20 protein-coding genes and 1 tRNA gene are annotated in these 16,972 nt (G+C 62.4%); 6 read left to right on the top strand and 15 right to left on the bottom strand.

Going from position 1 to position 16,972, the window contains the following annotated elements; translation table 11 throughout:
• Window positions 1-33: 33 nt before the first annotated feature.
• Window positions 34-534 (bottom strand): RidA family protein, encoded by a 501-nt coding sequence (locus tag AMK02_RS02365; RefSeq protein ID WP_064800501.1) that lies wholly within the window; start codon window positions 532-534, stop codon window positions 34-36.
• 65 nt (window positions 535-599) lie between these two features.
• The gene (locus tag AMK02_RS02360; protein WP_064805867.1) at window positions 600-1,034 is read right to left on the bottom strand and encodes a cupin domain-containing protein; all 435 of its coding nucleotides are present in this window, start codon (window positions 1,032-1,034) and stop codon (window positions 600-602) included.
• A gap of 118 nt (window positions 1,035-1,152) precedes the next feature.
• On the opposite strand from AMK02_RS02360, the gene AMK02_RS02355 reads away from it, so the two are divergent.
• From AMK02_RS02355 to AMK02_RS02340, 4 genes are all read left to right on the top strand, one after another.
• A complete protein-coding gene (locus AMK02_RS02355) occupies window positions 1,153-2,685 on the top strand; it encodes a winged helix-turn-helix domain-containing tetratricopeptide repeat protein (protein WP_064800500.1) in 1,533 nt (510 codons plus the stop codon).
• A gap of 227 nt (window positions 2,686-2,912) precedes the next feature.
• Window positions 2,913-3,494 (top strand): TetR/AcrR family transcriptional regulator, encoded by a 582-nt coding sequence (locus tag AMK02_RS02350; protein WP_064800499.1) that lies wholly within the window; start codon window positions 2,913-2,915, stop codon window positions 3,492-3,494.
• Window positions 3,491-3,853 carry a nuclear transport factor 2 family protein gene (locus AMK02_RS02345; RefSeq protein ID WP_064800498.1) on the top strand — a complete coding sequence of 121 codons (363 nt, stop codon included), beginning with the start codon at window positions 3,491-3,493 and terminating at the stop codon, window positions 3,851-3,853. Before AMK02_RS02350 ends, AMK02_RS02345 begins: the two co-directional genes overlap by 4 nt.
• Entirely contained in the window at window positions 3,846-4,250 is a 405-nt protein-coding gene (locus AMK02_RS02340) for a TfoX/Sxy family protein (protein WP_064800497.1), read from the top strand. The genes AMK02_RS02345 and AMK02_RS02340 overlap by 8 nt, the downstream gene beginning before the upstream one ends.
• Before the next feature lie 81 nt (window positions 4,251-4,331).
• Here the strand turns inward: AMK02_RS02340 and AMK02_RS02335 are convergent, their stop codons facing one another.
• The 10 genes from AMK02_RS02335 to AMK02_RS02290 all read right to left on the bottom strand — a co-directional run bounded on the left by AMK02_RS02335 (window position 4,332) and on the right by AMK02_RS02290 (window position 13,192).
• Window positions 4,332-4,703, bottom strand: coding sequence for a hypothetical protein (locus AMK02_RS02335; RefSeq protein ID WP_064800496.1), 372 nt, complete (start codon window positions 4,701-4,703; stop codon window positions 4,332-4,334).
• 32 nt (window positions 4,704-4,735) lie between these two features.
• Complete coding sequence (locus AMK02_RS02330; protein WP_064800495.1) at window positions 4,736-5,773, bottom strand: 4-hydroxyproline epimerase; 1,038 nt, start codon at window positions 5,771-5,773, stop codon at window positions 4,736-4,738.
• 35 nt (window positions 5,774-5,808) lie between these two features.
• Window positions 5,809-7,059 (bottom strand): NAD(P)/FAD-dependent oxidoreductase, encoded by a 1,251-nt coding sequence (locus tag AMK02_RS02325; RefSeq protein ID WP_064800494.1) that lies wholly within the window; start codon window positions 7,057-7,059, stop codon window positions 5,809-5,811.
• An 84-nt stretch (window positions 7,060-7,143) separates the two neighbouring features.
• Window positions 7,144-8,421 (bottom strand): alpha/beta hydrolase, encoded by a 1,278-nt coding sequence (locus tag AMK02_RS02320; protein ID WP_064800493.1) that lies wholly within the window; start codon window positions 8,419-8,421, stop codon window positions 7,144-7,146.
• 608 nt (window positions 8,422-9,029) lie between these two features.
• Complete coding sequence (locus AMK02_RS02315) at window positions 9,030-9,911, bottom strand: aldo/keto reductase (RefSeq protein WP_004672366.1); 882 nt, start codon at window positions 9,909-9,911, stop codon at window positions 9,030-9,032.
• Between the two features lie 245 nt (window positions 9,912-10,156).
• Window positions 10,157-10,825 (bottom strand): class I SAM-dependent methyltransferase, encoded by a 669-nt coding sequence (locus AMK02_RS02310; RefSeq protein WP_064800492.1) that lies wholly within the window; start codon window positions 10,823-10,825, stop codon window positions 10,157-10,159.
• Window positions 10,826-11,043: 218 nt separating this feature from the next.
• Window positions 11,044-11,343: a hypothetical protein gene (locus AMK02_RS02305; protein ID WP_012482493.1), complete on the bottom strand. Its 300-nt coding sequence runs from the start codon at window positions 11,341-11,343 to the stop codon at window positions 11,044-11,046.
• 155 nt (window positions 11,344-11,498) lie between these two features.
• The gene (locus tag AMK02_RS02300) at window positions 11,499-11,870 is read right to left on the bottom strand and encodes a hypothetical protein (RefSeq protein ID WP_064800491.1); all 372 of its coding nucleotides are present in this window, start codon (window positions 11,868-11,870) and stop codon (window positions 11,499-11,501) included.
• A 191-nt stretch (window positions 11,871-12,061) separates the two neighbouring features.
• On the bottom strand, window positions 12,062-12,382 hold the full coding sequence (locus AMK02_RS02295; RefSeq protein ID WP_064800490.1) for a hypothetical protein: 321 nt from the start codon (window positions 12,380-12,382) through the stop codon (window positions 12,062-12,064).
• A 222-nt stretch (window positions 12,383-12,604) separates the two neighbouring features.
• Window positions 12,605-13,192, bottom strand: a complete 588-nt coding sequence (locus tag AMK02_RS02290; protein WP_064800489.1) for a hypothetical protein — start codon at window positions 13,190-13,192, stop codon at window positions 12,605-12,607.
• Between the two features lie 247 nt (window positions 13,193-13,439).
• Here AMK02_RS02290 and AMK02_RS02285 point away from each other — a divergent pair, with 247 nt between their 5' ends.
• On the top strand, window positions 13,440-13,856 hold the full coding sequence (locus AMK02_RS02285) for a hypothetical protein (RefSeq protein WP_064800488.1): 417 nt from the start codon (window positions 13,440-13,442) through the stop codon (window positions 13,854-13,856).
• A 217-nt stretch (window positions 13,857-14,073) separates the two neighbouring features.
• A complete protein-coding gene (locus AMK02_RS02280) occupies window positions 14,074-14,319 on the top strand; it encodes a DUF982 domain-containing protein (RefSeq protein WP_064707810.1) in 246 nt (81 codons plus the stop codon).
• Between the two features lie 385 nt (window positions 14,320-14,704).
• Here AMK02_RS02280 and AMK02_RS02275 read toward each other — a convergent pair whose 3' ends face one another.
• The 3 genes from AMK02_RS02275 to AMK02_RS02265 form a co-directional block, all read right to left on the bottom strand.
• Window positions 14,705-14,953: a hypothetical protein gene (locus AMK02_RS02275; RefSeq protein ID WP_064800487.1), complete on the bottom strand. Its 249-nt coding sequence runs from the start codon at window positions 14,951-14,953 to the stop codon at window positions 14,705-14,707.
• A gap of 98 nt (window positions 14,954-15,051) precedes the next feature.
• A tRNA-Arg gene (locus AMK02_RS02270) sits at window positions 15,052-15,128 on the bottom strand.
• Window positions 15,129-15,251: 123 nt separating this feature from the next.
• Window positions 15,252-16,769 (bottom strand): ATP-binding protein, encoded by a 1,518-nt coding sequence (locus tag AMK02_RS02265; RefSeq protein WP_064805866.1) that lies wholly within the window; start codon window positions 16,767-16,769, stop codon window positions 15,252-15,254.
• Between the last annotated feature and the right edge of the window lie 203 nt (window positions 16,770-16,972).

The following is a 16,972-nucleotide window of genomic DNA, read 5'->3' as shown; positions in this document are numbered from 1 at the left end:
CCTTTTCTCCACGTTGATCGTGAGGGCTCCGACCTAACCCGCACCCGGAGATTTACCGTCGATTTCGACTTCCGCTTCGCAATTCACCGGCGCATTCAGCGGGATGGCCATGCCGATAGACGAGCGGGCGTGCGCGCCGACGTCTGGACCATAGAGCGCCAGGATCAGGTCGGAATAGCCGTTTGTGACCAGCGGCGTCTCATTGAACCCTGGCGCAACATTCACCATGGCGAAAACGCGCAGCCAGGCCGTGACCCGGTCGAGGTCTGCGAGAGCCCGCTTGAGGCTGGCGAGATGGGCCAGGGCAACCAGCCGCGCCGACGCGTAACCCTGCTCCGGCGACACTTCGGCTCCGACCTTGCCCAGCGGTTTCGCCAATGTCCCATCCGGGTTGCAGGCGACATGACCCGAGATATACGCGCGGGTGCCGCGCACCCGTACCCAGGCAAAAGGCAGTTTCAGGCCGTCGCGAACCTTCAAAGGTTCGGGCAATTGCAGACCCATTTCGGCCAGACGTTGTTCGATAATGGCCATAATGCACCTCCCATGCGATTAGATCGCGCAAAGCGGACAACGGTTTTGCGATAGCGACGCGCACCTTACGGCACGATCTCGTCGAGCTCCGGCATCAGAACGACGCTCTCGTTCGCCGCGGGGTCGTTGCGGGCACCGAGGAACTCGGCGTCTTCCGGGCTGCGATTGACGGCCACGTGCGGAACGCCGGCCGGAATGAACAGGTAGTCACCGGGGCGGACCATTTCGCAGCGTTCGAGCTTCGCCCCCGACCAGATTTCGATCTCCTGGCCGCCGGTCATGAGAAGGGCGGTTTCGTGTCCCTCGTGGCGATGGGCGCTGGTACGCCTGCCTGCGGGCAGCGAAATCGTCCCGAGCCACAGCATCGTCGATCCGACGCTCTGTGCCGAGACGCCCGACCGGTAGACTGATCCCTGCTGGGCGACATGGCTGCCGCTGCCGCTCACGACTTTAGCGGTTCCTGCATAAGGATTTTTCGGTTGCGTTGCCTGGTTCGTCATCGCGCTCACCGTTTCGACCGTTGCATGGGAGCAGACTCTGCGTGCTCGGCCGCCGCAAGTCCTGAAGAGCGGCCGAAAAATTCCGAAAAACGGCGAAATCGGCGTATCATAGCCGGCCATGAACACCCCCCACCTCGCATTCGGCCGCTTCGAGTTCAGCGCCGAGAACGGATGCCTGCTTCGTGACGATCGGCCTGTCGCCGTTGGCGCCCGCGGCGCTTCACTGCTTGCCGTTCTGCTGGCGGCACAAGGGGGCGTCGTCGCCAAATCGGCGCTGATGGATGCCGTTTGGCCGGGATTGGCCGTCGAGGAAAGTAATCTTTCCGTTCAGATTGCTGCCCTTCGCAAGCTGCTCGGCCCGGCACCGGACGGCGGCGAATGGATCATCACCGTCCCACGGGTCGGCTACAGGTTTTCCGGCCGGGTGGAGAGCGCAAGCGAGGGGACCGACAGCGGGTGGCATGCGCAAGCCGGATCGAAGCTGGGGATCGCAGTGCTGCCGTTCGACAATCTGTGCGGCGATGCCGAGAAGCAATATCTGGCCGACGGTATCGCCGACGACCTGATCACAGCGCTCACCCGGTTCAGATGGCTCCGCGTCGCCTCACGCGGGGCGAGTTTCAAAGACAGGGCCGGCTCCAGGGATCCGCGCGCCGTCGGGCTCGAACTCGGTGTCAATTTTCTGGTGGATGGGGCTATCCGGTATACCGGCGACCGGATCCGGATATCGGTGCACCTCGCCGAGGCGGGCAAGGGCGCGACCGTCTGGTCCGAACATTACGATCTTCAGTTGGCCGAGATATTCGCGGTGCAAGACGCGATCGCCGAGCGGATCGCCGCTGCGGTCGAACCGGAGCTGCTGTTGCGCCACGGGCTTGCGGTCGCTCCCCACACCGGCAACATCACGGCCTGGGACCTTGTCCGGCAAGGCACGTTCAATTTCCACAAGGTCTCACGGCCGACCCACCTTCTGGCAAGACGATTTTTCCGCGAGGCCGCCGAGCTCGACCCCATGCTTCCGGAGGCGCAGATCTGGCGGGCGCGGGTCAATGCGGGCCTCATCGCCTACGGCTGGACGGACGATCCTGCCGCGGATGGTCAGGAAGGGCTAACTGCCGCCTTGCGGGCGATCTATCTCGACGCGCGAAACCCGTATTCGCACTATGCGCTGGCGATCGTGTCGGCCTATACGGGCCGAGCCGACCAGGCGATCCTCGCCGCGGAACGGTCGATCGAGCTCGGCTCGAGCTTCGCCCTCGGGCATCTCGTCCTTGGCATGGCGCGGCTCTTTTCCGGTGATGCGGCCGGCGCACGCAAGCCTCTGTCGCGCGGCCTCGAACTCAATCCGCATGATCCGCAGAATGGCGTCTGGTTCAGCCTGCTGATGCTTGCACAGTACTTTTCGGGCGACGTCGAAGGGGCGCTCGACGTGGGGCGTGCGGCATTAAAGGCGCGGCCCGACTGGCCGGCGCTGCTGCGCATACACGCGTGCTGCCATATGGCGCTCGGACATATTGAGCAGGCTCGCCGCTTTGCCGCTGCTGCCAGCAGCCTGCCGGAAGCCGCTGGCGATGCGCTTGGGCCGTTCAGAGAGGGCAACACGGAATGGGCGCCCCGTCTTGAGCAGTTGCTGCGTGAGGCCGAACTTTAACACCGCCTCTGTCACCGTCAGTCTTGCCGGCGGGCTACGGGCGACGTCGTCCGGCCAGGGCTTCTGCTCTGCCAACCTCATCCTGACCCATTCCGAAAGCGCGATGCAGCGCACCCGGCACGAGCAAATGCGACCGGATGAGAATTTTCGGAGAACCGACGAAAGGCGGTTGCACTCGCATTCTTTATCAGCCATTCTAGAACGATCAATAAAGAATCGAGGCGAGTGTGGGCAGAACGCGGGAATTCGATGAGGAGGCGGTGCTGAAGGGAGCGATGCACGTCTTTCGCAAACAGGGCTATCAAGGTGCGTCGATCCGAGACCTCGAAGAGGCGACAGGCCTCAAAGGCGGAAGCATCTATCACGCCTTCGGCGACAAGGCCGGGCTCTTCGACGCGGCGTTCAGACATTACAATCGGGCGGTCCTGGAGGGGCGGCTCGAGCGATTTGCGCCGCCGGGGAGCGGCCTTAAAGGCTTGCGCCAACTGTTCCTTTCACTGCTGCATGAGCCCGACAATGGCTCCCTGGGCTGCCTGATCACCAACATGGCTGTGGAGTTCGGCGGTGACGTCAAAACGCATCCCCGTGTCGAGGCAGCGCTCGGTCTTCTTCGCAGCACGTTCCGCTCGAGGCTCGGCGAGCCGCCGAGCTTGGCCCGAGACACGGACAGAACCAAGGCCGACAGGACGGCTGTCCGCCTCCTTGCCTTCTATCAAGGCCTGCTCGTGCTCATTCGCGGCGGCGAAGACAAGGCGAGCCTGCGGCAGGCGATCGAAGACGAATTCAATCAACTGGAGACACTGTTATGACGCCTGAGGCGCTATGGAATCGATATGCGGCCATCTGGTCGCTGGACGCTGACGCACGCGAGCCGGAAATGCTGGCATGCCTCACCGACGATGTGACCTATTGCGATCCGAATGGAGCGATCGCCGGGCGAGCCGGCCTCTCGGCTTACATGGCCGGCTTCAAGGAGAGCGTACCGGCAGCCAGGTTCATAATATTGAGTGTCCTCCATCACAATGAACGTTCGCTGGCACGCTGGGAACTGCGCCACGAAGACGAGACCGTCCTGCAAACGGGGACAAGCTTCGCGGCGATGTCCGATGGCCGGCTCAGCGCGATCACCGGCTTCTTCGATCCTCTGGCAGGGCAGCACCATGGGTAGCGAGGCGACACGGAGCCTGGCGCTCGAATTTGCGAGCCAGATCGCCCCACCGGGCGCCATCGATGTCCGGCGGTTCTTCGGCGGATCCGCCCTCGTCCGAAACGGCACCCAGTTCGGATTCGTCATGAAGGGCACGTTGTATCTGCGCGTCAACGCCGCGATGCGCGCGGAGTTCGAGGCAGATGGCTCGGAACCGTTCAGCTACCGCGCTGCTGGAAGGGATGTGACGGTTCGCCGCTACTACGCAGTGCCGGCGCATGTGATCGACGATCCATCGCTGTTGCGCGGGTGCTCGCAGCGCGCATTTGACGCGACCCCGCTGCCCGGCCGCAAACGCTCAAACACGATCCTCGCTGTCACCCCGAGAAAGAGGCTTGAAATGGCTGATGATCGATAGTGCGTGCGCATCAGCATGCGGCAGGCGCGCGTAAGTCGAAGAGGGGCGGATGTCTAAAGACTCGGCCGATTTAGGGGCAAGTCATTTAGCGGTCACCGACGCACAGTGGGTGAAATAACTCTCATACAAATCAGCCGAACCGCCTCCTATCGACCACTCCGATACGCTGACGTGGGTTCGGCCGGCTGCGGATCCGACAACCTCGATGATGGTCTGGAATTTATCCTGCGAACCCTGAAGGAACCTCACTTGTTTGGTATCGTCGTGGTCTTCGCGAAGCCAATACTGGCCAGACAGATACTTAGCTGCACAGCTGGCTATGGCTTTATAGTCGCCGCTCACTTCAACATCGGCAAAATGCTGGACTACGGTATCGCAGCCGCACAGCGGGATAACGACCAAAGATGCCGCCAAACGCTTCCACCAGTTCACCAGACCTACCGGTTCAACCATATATTATTTCCACGCAGGGCCAGGAGGAAGGCTCAAATTTCCCCGGCCGACGGCCCCCAGACATCCGTCAGTGCGAAGCCGCCGGGATGTGGGTCGAAGGGGTCGAGCGCCACCTGGGTCAGGCCGAAGGTGAAGCCGCGGCCGGTGATGGTGGGGATGACCGCCGGGCGGCCGGCAACCTCGGTCACCGCCTGCAGCCCGACCTCGAACTGCGAGCCGATGATCGATTTCGAGGTGAAGATGTCGCCGATTTTCGCCCTGCCGCGGGCATGGAGCGCAGCGAGATTGGCGGAATTGCCGGTGCCGCAGGGTGAGCGGTCGGCCCGGCCGGGCCACATGGTGGTGCAGGTGCGCACCGTGCCGTCGGCTTCGGTATCGCGGAACATGACATAGGCGACGCCCGAAATTGCCGGGATTTCGGGATGGACGACCTTGATGTCGCGGTTGATCAGCTCTTTCAGGATCATGCCGGCCTGGACGAGGCCGGCGGCATTGGCCTTCTCGATCGTCAGACCGATCTGGCCGACATCGACGAGGGCATAGAAAATACCGCCGTAGCAGAGATCGGCTTTGATCTTGCCCCAATGCGGCGTGTCGATTGTGACATCGAGCTCATGGACGAAGGACGGCACCATGGTGAGCTTGACCTTCTCGCAGCGGCCGTCGCGGCAGGTCGCCGTCGCCTTGACGAGGCCGGCTGCGGTTTCCAGCGTCACGATCGTCTCCGGCTCCTTCATCTCGACGATGCCGGCTTCGAGCAGCGCCGTCGTCACGCAGATCGAATTCGAGCCGGAACTGGCATGCGCCTGGTCGGGCTGCAGGATGATGAAAGCGGCGTCGGCATCCGGATGCCGGGCCGGCAGCAAGAGGTTGACCGAGCCGATCGGCGCACCGCGCGGCTCCAGGCACAGGAAGCGTCGAAGCTCGTCGCCCTTCGGATCGGTGTTCAGCCAATGCAGCTGGGCGGCGATGGTATCGCCCGGGATCTTCGGTACGCCGCCGATCGCGACACGGCCGATCTCGCCCTCGGCATGGACATCCAGCAGCTGGATCGTGCGTTTCCATCTCATGTCGAAACCTCCGGTTCTGAAGCAACGGCTCTCATTCAGTATCGGTCGATGCGGAACGGGCGCAAGTCGATCGGCGGCTCAGTGCCGCTCACCATATCGCCGATCAGCCGCGCTGTCGTTGCGGCATAGGTCAGGCCGAGATGGCCGTGGCCGGTCGCATAGTAGACGCCCGGCATTTTCGACGACGGCGAAATGATTGGGACCGTATCGGGCAGCGCCGGGCGGTGGCCCATCCAGTCCGTCGCCTCCTCGAGCTTCAGCCCGGGCAGCGCCCGCTGGGCGTGGCGCACCAGCACCCGCGGGCGGCGGAAGTCCGGCGCGGCATCGAGACCGGCGAGTTCGACATTGCCACCGACACGAATGCCGCCCGCCGTCGGCGTCACCATGAAGGCGCGCGCCGGCCAGATCATCGAATAGCGCATGGAGATGCCCGGCTTCATGATCTGGGTATGATAGCCGCGCTCGGTTTCGAGCGGGATCGGCTCGCCGAGCTTTTCGGCCAGAAAACGGGTGTGGACGCCGGCGGCGAGCACCACGGAATCGGCCTCGAGGCGGCCGCCATCTTCCAGGAGGACGACGACGGCGCCATCGCCCTTGCGCTCGATGTTCCTGACGGCGCCGGAGACAAAGGCCGCGCCCGCGGCTTTGGCCGCCTCGGCCAGCTTGACCACCAGCCGATAGGGATCGCGGATCGACTTGTTGTCGGGCAGCAGCACCGCCTTGGCGATGGCAGGCGAAAGGGCCGGCTCATAATATTGGATGGCGCCGTTGCTCAAGACTTCGAATTCGAGGCCGTAGCGCTGCATCATGGCGAGGTGGCCGCGGTCGGCGGCAAATTCCGCTTCCGTCTCGTAAATCGCCAGACAGCCCTCCTCCGTCATCAACTCGGAGGCGCCGATCGCCTGCAGCATCTGCCTGAAATCGCCGAGCGCACGCTCAGACAGGCTCATGCCGGCATCTTCGATTTGTCGGAGGCGCGACGGGCGGCCGGCGGCGAGGAAGCGCAGGAACCAGGGCAGCATTTTTGCTGCATAGGAGGGCCGCAGCCAGACCGGACCTTCGGGATCGAGCAGCCAGCCGGGCATTTTCTTCCAGGTCGAAGGACCGGACCCGGCGGCAAAATCGAGCGCGATGCTCGCCATATTGCCGAAGGAGGTGCCGCGTCCCGGCTCGCCCTTGTCGACCAGCGTCACCTGATAGCCACGCCGCTGCAAGTCGAAAGCAATGGAGGCGCCGATCACCCCCGCGCCGACGACAACAACCCTCTTCTTCGTTTCTTCAGCCATGCCATCAACCCAACCGCACGGCAGACAAGAGCGCCGCTTCGTCAACCTGATATATCAGATCAGCGGTGATTGCCTACGGAATTTTCACTGGGTTTCAGGCAGGCCGGCGCCAACACTGTCGCCGACCGAACCGACGGTATTATCGACCGACTGGCCGAGACGCTTCAGCTGGGCGTCGTAGTTGCGCCTTGTGCGCGGATCGAAGATGGCGATCGGCGTGCTGACGGCGACGCCGACGGCACTTCCGGCGGTCTGGGCAGCGCCCATCGCCACGGCGCCGACGGCCTCGCCGAGGCCGACATTGGAATCGGTGATCGTCTGGCCGGCGATCAGCCGGTCGCCGATCAGCTTCACCACTTCCGGGCTTTCGGCGAATTTGCCGTGGTTCAGCCGGTCGCCGCCCTTGAGCTTGGTGAGATCGAGCACGGTGATGCCGGCCGCTTCGAGCTTGCTGCGATAGGGCTCGGCCGAGGGGTCGATCTGGCCGAGGCGGTCGATATTGCCGGAGATGCGCCGCGACAGCGCCAAGGCGCGATCGTCCTGCGAGACGAAGATGGTGAAATGCGGCTTGTCCTTGCCGAGGCTTGCGAACTGGCGGCCGAAGACGTCGACATCGAGATCCGGCGAGGCGAGGATGACATTGTTGATCTTGCCGGCGACCTGGCCGTTGCGGATCGCCATCTGCCTGAGCGCTTCGACGGTGAGCCAGGTGCCCATCGAATGCGCCATGATGGTGATGTCGCTGACGGCGGGATTGGCGGCGGTGCGGGTCAGCAGCTCCTCCAGCGCGTCGCGGGAATAGTTGGTGCTTTCCTTGTCGTAATTGTAATCGAAGATGCTGGCGCGCGACGGCCAGGTGAAGACGACGGGTGCGACGTCGGCATGCGAATCATGGACGATCTGAGCGAAGCGGTAGACGGCATCCTCATACCGATTGTTGAAACCATGCACGAAGACCAGCACGCGGCGGCTTTTCGGCATATGGCCCTTCAGCCAGCGCTCGCCCGCCCGCTCGCCTTCGAGCGGATCGACGGAGACGGTGACGAAATCGCGCAAGGGATCGGCCGGCAGCCGCTTTGGCCATTGCACCTGGCCGACCTTGCGATTGGCATCCGGCGGGATGGAGACATCGACGGCATTGACGGTGAGCCCGGTGCCGCGTTCGCCGGAGAAAAGCACGGCCGGATTGTCGTCGGCAGCCCGCGTCGTCGCCACCAAGAGATCGACCTTCGAGGTGCCGGGCGGCACCGTGCCGGCCGCCTGCATGACGCCGACCGGCCTGCCGCCGCAGCCGGCGAGCACAAGCGTTGCAACCAGAAGACCTGTCAGGGCCGCATGCGGGGCGCGCCATTTGCCGATCATGACCAAACTCCAACCGGTGCGCGCACCGGACAGAGGGGCGCCCGTTCAAATAGTCCGACGATGCTTGCCGAGTCAAACCGCGTGTGGTGAAGGACTTGCTGGGAAAAAGAAAAGAGCCTGGCGCGGGAGGAGGTGCGCCAGGCTCTTGATCCTGACTGACAACTGGGAGGAGGAGTGTTGTCAGTCCGATGTAAGAGCGCTGGGAGGAGGAGTGCGCTGCCTACGGAGGTATAGATAGCCCATTCATTTGATCAGGAATAGCGAAAATACCGCAATGCAGCAATGCACACAGCGCAATGCTTGCCCTCAAAACACCAGATCGCCGCCTCATTTTGCGGCACCTTTGACCGGATGGTCAAATTCTGCTGAAAAATAAGGCCGCGCTGATCGCCGATGGCTGACACCAGCCCGAGACCCCTCCCAACCCTCCCCACAAGGGGGAGGGACTAAGCCGCAGCACCCGGCGTGAACAAAAGAACAGTTCTACCGGCTGCTCCCGTTCTACAGTTTGGTATGATGGACGTTGTGTGAAGCGGCGCGGCATCGCAGCCCCTCCCCCTTGTGGGGACGGGTCTTGGACTGGGCCAGCCATCGGCTGCCGTCGCCCCTTAAGCCGCCTTGAACAGCTTCCGGCCTTCGGCATCCAGCGCCGAGAACTCATCATCCGACAGCGCGATGTCGACGGCCGCGACGTTTTCTTCCAGGTGCTTGACCTTGGAGGTGCCGGGGATCGGCAGCATGACAGGGCTGCGCTTCAGCACCCAGGCGAGCGCGATCTGGCTGGGGGCGGCATTGTGCTTTTTGGCGATCGTGTCGAGCAGCGAGCCTGATTTGGCGAGGTCGCCGGCGGCCAGCGGGTACCAGGGGATGAAGCCGATATTGTGCTTGGCGCAATAATCGAGCACGTCCTCGCTGGTGCGATCGACGAGATTGTAGCGGTTCTGGACCGTGGCGACCTTGAAGTGCTTCGAGGCCGCCTCGATCTCGGCGACGGAGACTTCGCTCAAGCCGGCATGACGGATGAGACCGGCATCGAGCAGCGACTTGATCGCATCGAACTGTTCCCTGGCCGGCACTTTCGCATCGATGCGGTGCAGCTGCCAGAGATCGATCTGCTCGACCCCGAGATTGCGCAGGCTCTTATGCGCCTGCTGGATCAGATATTCGGGACGGCCGACCGGCAGCCAGATGTCGGGGCCGTGGCGGGTCAGGCCGCCCTTGGTGGCGACCACGGACTTGCCGCCATAAGGATGCAGCGCCTCCTTGATCAGCCATTCGGAAACGTCGGGGCCGTAGGAATCGGCCGTATCGATGAAATTGACGCCGAGCTCCGGCAGGCGCTTCAGTGTGCGGATGGATTCGGCGTGATCTTCGGGCTCGCCCCAGATGCCCTTGCCGGTGACGCGCATGGCGCCGAAACCGAGACGATTGACCTCGATCTCGCCGCCGATCCTGAAAGTGCCTGACTTGGCTGCGTTGTGACTGGCCATGATCTTTCCTCTCTTGGTCAATGGAATGGTTGAACGTCAGCTGGAAGGCCGAAAGCCGCCTGGATCCAGTCGCCGCAAACGCGCATGTCTGCCCGCCCGGGCGAGGCCGATGGTAACGAGCTGGCCGAGCAGCAGCGGCAAGCGGCCGCTGGGACGCTTGAGATATAGGACGGCGCCACGGAGATAACAGGGATGGCGCCGGAGCGGCGATAGGAATGCCGGCGGCGCTTGCGTTCGCCTGCTGGTCAGCCGCCTGTTTCGCCGGAAAAGGCGGCGACGTCGATGTCGGCGTCGCTGTCCCGGTATCGCAGGCGCTCGCGCGAGAGTTCGAGCGGCTTGCGGCGGGAAATGCGGTAGACGGAGGCGGGCGGCAGGTTGCGCACCGTGCCGCCGATGCGCACGGCCTTGAGGCCGAGGCGGTCGAGGATCGGCCGCGGCACCGGGCAGCGCGGGCCATAGGTGAACTGATAGACCGCCCCGCCCGGCCGCATATAGGTGAAGACACCGGCAAGGATCGAGGCGATCTTGCGCGGCGACATGGACAGAAGCGGCAGGCCGCTGATGACGGCGCCGACCGGTTCGTCCTCGAAAATATCGGCCTCGGCAAGATGGGCGGCATCCATCTGCAATACACGCGCCGCCGGGAACCGCGCCTGCAGCGCATCGATAAATTCAGGCCCATATTCGATCAGGGTGAGGTCGGCCTCGCTGACGCCGCGGGCGAGCAGCGCCCGGGTGAACACGCCGGTGCCCGGGCCGAGCTCGATGATCGGCCCATCCAGTGCGGCAATTTCGCTGGTCATGATCCTGGCCAGGGAATCCCCCGACGGCGCGATCGCCGCCACCCGAAGCGGGTTGCTGATCCAGGAGCGGAAAAAATGCAGGAAATCGGAGCATGCAGCCTTTGCGGTCATGACTGTTCCACCTGTCTGAAATTCAATTGAGTATCAATGCGACCATCGCGGCCAGCATGGCAATTCCAAGGCAGGGACGTCAATCGCCTGTGTATGCCGGCGTTTGCGACGATTTTTCCATCGGCGTCCGGCCTGTTTCCGCATCCATGCCTATCTCCGGCCAGCGTCCCTATGGAAAAGGGGGGCCAGAAAGCCGCCCCTTTCCCGATCGCAGGGCCTCAATAGTTGCAGCCGGAGCTGCTTGTCGGGTTGAAGCCGAGCTTGCAATCCATGTTCAGCGGCTTCTTCGGGTTCATCATGTAAGGTGAAGCCATGGTGTCGGGGCCGCGCTCGCCGATCGAGCCGGTGGTGCGCCGGTCGTGCTGCATCTGGGTTTCCTGCTGGGCAACCGGCTGCTTGACCGCGCCCTGCTGTGTCGCACTCGACTGGAGGGGAGCCGCTTCGGCCGAGAACGAGGAAAGGCCGAGCATTGCGCCGATGACCGCAGCCGCCAGGCCGCTCTTGAACGTCGTGATCATGATCGTCTCCTTGGAGGATTTCGGGGAATTTACGCCGAGGAGTTAGGAAGCGGATCTGTCACATACTACGGCACTGCAACAGGGGTCACGAATATGTGAGCGGGCGCCCTGATCGAGAAAGAGGCGGCTCGTCGCCGCCTCTTTCCTTTGCCGGCTCAATAGCCGTTATCGCAGGGCATGCTGCCGGGACCGATCGACCCCGAAAACGTAGGGTTGCACATTGTCGGAGCCGCCGGCCTTTTCACGGGCTGGCGGATGATCGAGCCGGTCGTGCCGGGTTCGACGCCGAAAGCGGCCAGCGGATACCAATAGCCATCGGAATGGCGGCGGGTGCCGGGACGTTCCGTGGCAAAGCCTCGATAGCCGTGCCAGGTGCCGGCATGTGCCTTATATTGCACCATTTTCGCCTCCGAGACGATGGGCGGCCGAAGTGTCGGCACGGGCGCGGCCGCAGCCGGAGCGATCGCCGCGAGGGCGACAAGGGTGCCGAGGGCGGCGGCCAAAGGGGCAAGGCTGAATATCTTCATGATAAACCCTCCTTCGTGGATTTACCCTGCGAAAATGCCTTTGTGACGGGTGGGGTTCCGCGATCACGCGCGGCTTCCGAAACTCGTGATTGCAGGCGATCCGGCGTGACCTTGTCGCGAAAAATTGTGAAAAGCAGCAATCAGGCGAAGGGCGCCGGCGGGGCCGGCCAGGAATCATGAATTCTCTGTTCTCAATTCGCGTATAATGTGCGGTAGCCCTCGCCGGAGAGGCAGGCGACATATTGGCGATGGGCGGCGGCGCGAGCAATCGTTTCCGCTTCCAGCGCATCGGCCTCAGCATATCCGGTCAGCTGGGCGCGCAGCTCGTACTGGCGCTTCGCCTCGTCATACATGGCATTGCCGTCGGTCATGCACAGGCTGTGTGCAACGGCCGGCGGATTGACCGGCACGCCGACGGCCAGCAGCACCGGCTCGTTGGCATGGTCGATGCAGCCGGCAAGAGCCGCCATCAAGGCCACGGCGCCGACAGCCCGAAAAATTCCCATCGCCATGCATTCCTCCGGCCGAAAGCGCGTCAAACATCATCACGCTGGCGGATACACCCGCAAGGTTGCGCGAAACTAGGCATGCCGGCAGCAGGCAACTGCTCTGCTGGCTTCTGGCTTGATCTTGCGGACTCATGAGGAATTCCCCACCAGAATCTATATAGCACTGCGGAATCCCGAAATTGGTTGCGGCATTGAAATCATTGACTCTTCCCTCGCCCCGAGCGCTCACGAGGCGCGGCGAATTTCGGGATCCCGAAGCGGCGGAATTTCGGGATCCCGAAGCGGCGTTTTTTTCTTCCTGCCGACCCGCCCGCGTTTGTCGGCGGCAAGCTTGCGGTCGATCTCCGACCACTTCCGGCACCTCTCCGCCGTGCACCGCCGCCAATCGTTCGTGGGCGGTGCGCCTTCATGGTCACCGACAAAGGTCAGCGTGAAGAGGTTCGGATGCGCGATACCGCTGCCCGCCCGGCCGCGGCGAACCTTGATGAGGCCCTTATAGGCCAGCTCGTCGAGGGCATCGGCGACATATTCGCCGGTGACGCCGTAAGAGACGAATTGCGGATGGGTGACCACAAGCCTGCCATTTGCCAGGGCGGCGTGGGCGGTGTGCTCGATGATGATGCGGAAGAAGGCGCGGCTGGCATTCGCGCTCAGCGACGTGAACGCCGCCGATTCCAGCAGCTGAATCGTCAGCCATTGCCAGCGAAGGCTGCTGTCGTCGCTCCCGCTTGGCGGCGCGGTATGTTTGCGCACAAGCGATCGCGTCTTGCCGCCACTGGTTCGGCTCTTGTCGCGAGGATTGAATTCCGCCATCAGCCCCTCGCCTCGGCTGCCGGCACGTCCTTCCGGGAAACGACAGAAGAACTCGTTTTTTCAGGCGTGCGGAGGGAAAGCCCCACCCAAGCACCCACATCACCAATCACTGCAAAATTCTTCGACATTCAACATTCCATGGTTGCAACAATGAGCAATCTAGCGTAAGAACGTTTCATGAACTAGGAAAATAATCTTAGGCGATTTTGATATCACCTGACGACGGGTAATTGCGGTGGAGGCCAGAATGCGAAAGAGCGGCATGAGGGAGATGGGCGCGATGGTCTACGGCCAGCGGCTGATGGCATTGATTTCAATCTTGCTGGGAAGCGCCGTCCAGGCTTTTCCCTGCGATCAGCCAATTATGATATCGAATTGGTCGCTCTGTGCGATCGCCAATGTGAGCGACGAGGGTGGTCAGGCTGATTGGAAAGCCGTGCCTGCATGGACTCGTCAGAAAGCTATAAGCGCGTATTTCGGAAACGAGCCGCGGCTGCTGGCAAACCACGGACTCTGCAACGCCAAGTTTCAACGCGTCGTGCTCTGCCTGCCAGGATGGGACATGGGCGACCCGGATGAGTGCTCCTATCTGATTTGCAGCGGCTATTACTCATCCATGTCCGGAAAGAAAGACCGGGAAGACTTTGAGAAAGAGTTCAACTAGGTGATCTTTCGATACTTTTTGCTATCCTGCATTGGGATTGAGAATCTAGCGGCGAAAAGAAGCGACTGCCGGAAAATAGGCGAGCCGAATATGCCGGTGTTTCATAAGCAGCTCACGGCTCGATAAAACATCGCGTTCAGGCGGCCACCTCGCCACGCCGAATGAATTGTCTTATGTGAGCAGGCGGCGGAGAATACGCAGCGGAGATCCTGCAATCATGCAAACCCTATGGAAGAAGCCGGTGACGCTGGCCCTTGAAGGCCCGGATCAGTGGGTGGTCATCCAGACGACCCAGGCCGCAACATGGGCGCTGATCGAAGACTGGCCGACCGAAGAGGGCCCTGCGCTCGACAGAGCGTGTGCGGTTTGCGCCGATGTCATATCTGGGAAACGGAGCCGGGAAGAGGCGCGGCAGGCGTTCATCGAAGCTGCGATCGAAGCCGGGATCCCTATCAAGGAATGAGGCGACGCGCCCCGGTCTAGCATTCCCGCGGCCAACCTTCCCGCCGCTTCGAGCGCATTCCCGGAAAGGCCGCCGAAGCGCACGCGCAACAGATGGTCGATGTCCACTACTGCAGCGCGCCGATGAACTGCGACGGGATCAGGCCAGCAGAGCAATTCCTCGGCTTGGCCGGGTCGTGAAAAGCACGTGGGTGCGGCTGGAAATGATTTAGGCCTGCCAGGCACTTTCGCACTGGACAGGCCCGCAAGCCCTTTCGGGAGGTTTCTGTTGCGTCGATGCGCGGAAGCCGATCAAAGTTTGTGATGGTTGACGAGATAGACCGCTGTTCCGGCGATGATCAATCCGGCGACGGGCATCAGCAGCAGCGAAATCATTTCCATCGTTGTCATGGCTTCATCCTTTTGAGAACCGTGCTTGCCGAGTAATGTAATGTACATGCGGTCAAAAAACAAACGATGCTGACCAGCATCAGGAAAAGGGTCGGGCCGCCGGAATTATACAGGCTGGAAAAGACAGGGGCCAGGCCGCCGACCGCAAACACCGAAATGCCGATGCCGTTCAGGAAGGTCGCAAGCAGTTTCAGCCGCTCATTGTGAATGGTCACTGCCAGTTTGGCGAGATCAGGATCGGTCATGGATATCTGCTGATGACGTGACGGACGGAGGCGGCAATCGACTGTGACATTCGGAGCCGATTTTTCAAAACAGGAGGTATCAAAGGAAGGGAAAAGAATGGCGCACCCGAAGAGATTCGAACTCCTGACCCCCAGATTCGTAGTCTGGTGCTCTATCCAGCTGAGCTACGGGTGCGTGGCAGAAGCGGCGGTGCCGCTTGCGTGGGCGATCCTCTAAAGGGTCCTTTCGGACATTGCAAGAGCATTTCTGAAAAAATCGCGTCTTTGCCTGTAAGGGCCGCGCTCCGGCGAAATCCCGTCACTTCTCACCCTGCGTCCGATTGCGGTAATCGTCCAGCGAAACCGGCCGATCGGGGATCTCGATGCGGAACTGGGTGCCGACCGTCGGCTTTTCCACCAGCGCAATCGTACCGCCATGGGCGAGCACCAGTTCGCGGGCGATGGTCAGGCCGAGGCCGGTGCCGCCGGAACGGGCCGAGCCGCGGAAGGCGGCAAAGAGGTTCTGGCGCGCCTTCAGCGGCATGCCCGGGCCGGTATCGTCCACCGTGATGCTGACGACGCTGCCGACACGCTGGGCGGAGACGGTGATGCGCCGGATGGTCCCGGGGCCGCCCTCGCCCGGTGAAGTCAGCGCCTGCAGGGCGTTGCGGCAAAGATTGTGAATGACCCGGAACAGCTGCTCGCCATCGGCATCGACCTCGAGATCGGCAGCGAACTGTTCGACAAACTCGATGCCGCTTTGCGGATCGATCGCCAGCATGTCCTTGACGTCCTGAGTCAGTCCCAGCAGCCGAACATGGCGGCGGCGCGGCGCCGATTCGCTCGCCTTGCCGTAGGACAACACCTCCGTCGTATAACCGACGGCGCGGTCGATGGTGCGCAGCAGCTTCGGCGCGAAGCTCTTGACCATCGGATCATCGACATCGACGAGCCGGTCCGACATCAGCTGCGCGGAAGCCAATATGTTGCGCATATCGTGATTAATCTTGGAAACGGCGAGGCCAAGAGCGGCAAGGTTTTTTTGCTGCTTCAGCGTCTTCTGCAGCTCCATCTGCATCGAGGTGAGATTGCGGCCGGCCACCGCCAGCTCGTCACGGCCGCCGTCACCGATATAGATATGGGCCGGATTCTCAGGATCGGAGGAGAATTGCTGCATGCTGCCGGTCAGCCGGCGAATCGGGCCGATCAGAATGCGGTTGATCGCAAAGAAGATCAGCGTCGCCGTGAAGAGCGAGATCAGTACCGAAAGCAGCAGCACGTTGCGGGAATAGGCGAACATCGCCGTGCGCAGCGGCCGGTCCTTCATGACAACCTCGACGCCGACCTTGTTTTCACCGACCGGGCCGTAGACGCGGATCATCCTGCTGCCGCCGAAAATCAAGGTGTCGAGAGCGTCGCGGATCGCCGTCAGCGGCGGCACGTCGGTGAGGTCGTAGGATTCGTCGACGGAGGTCGGCATGTCGGTCGTTGCCAGCAGCCGCGAAGTGCCTTCCTTGCGCAGCACGATCGCCTTGGTGCCGGTCGCTTCCAGCGTCTCCTTCTGCAGGGCGCGCGGCAGCTCGATCGGCTGCAGCCCGTCGATGACGATGGCGGCGGCGGCGGCCGTGTTCAGCCTGTCCTGCAGCCAGCGCATCCGCATGCTGGCGACGGAGGGAAAGAAAATCAGGATCTCGGCGAGCATGATGAAGACGACGGTGAGCCAGAGCAGCTTGCCCGAAAGCCCGCCGAACAAGCCGGACGGGCACCGCCCCTTGGCAGCCTCGCCGGCTGCCGGGATGTCAGCCGAAGGATCTTTGCCCTGGTCTCGAACCGGCATGCTCATCTCGCCCGATCGGCAGCGCTCGCCGCCCTCACCGTTGGGTTCTTATATTAGACCAAGACGCTCCGCTTTCAAATCTTTGCGAGCAGCGTCGCCTCGTCACAACAAAACGTGCGGAGGAAGCCCCCTCCCCAACCCTTCCCTACAAGGGGGAGGGACTAGCTAATTTGCGGCACCCGCACAGCAAATAGCAGCCTTTC

This window comes from Rhizobium sp. N731 (genome assembly GCF_001664145.1).
In the GTDB taxonomy this organism is placed as follows: Bacteria; Pseudomonadota; Alphaproteobacteria; order Rhizobiales; family Rhizobiaceae; genus Rhizobium; species Rhizobium esperanzae.
The sequence above is the reverse complement of the archived record's forward strand: the minus strand, read 5'-3'. Positions and strand labels throughout refer to the sequence as shown.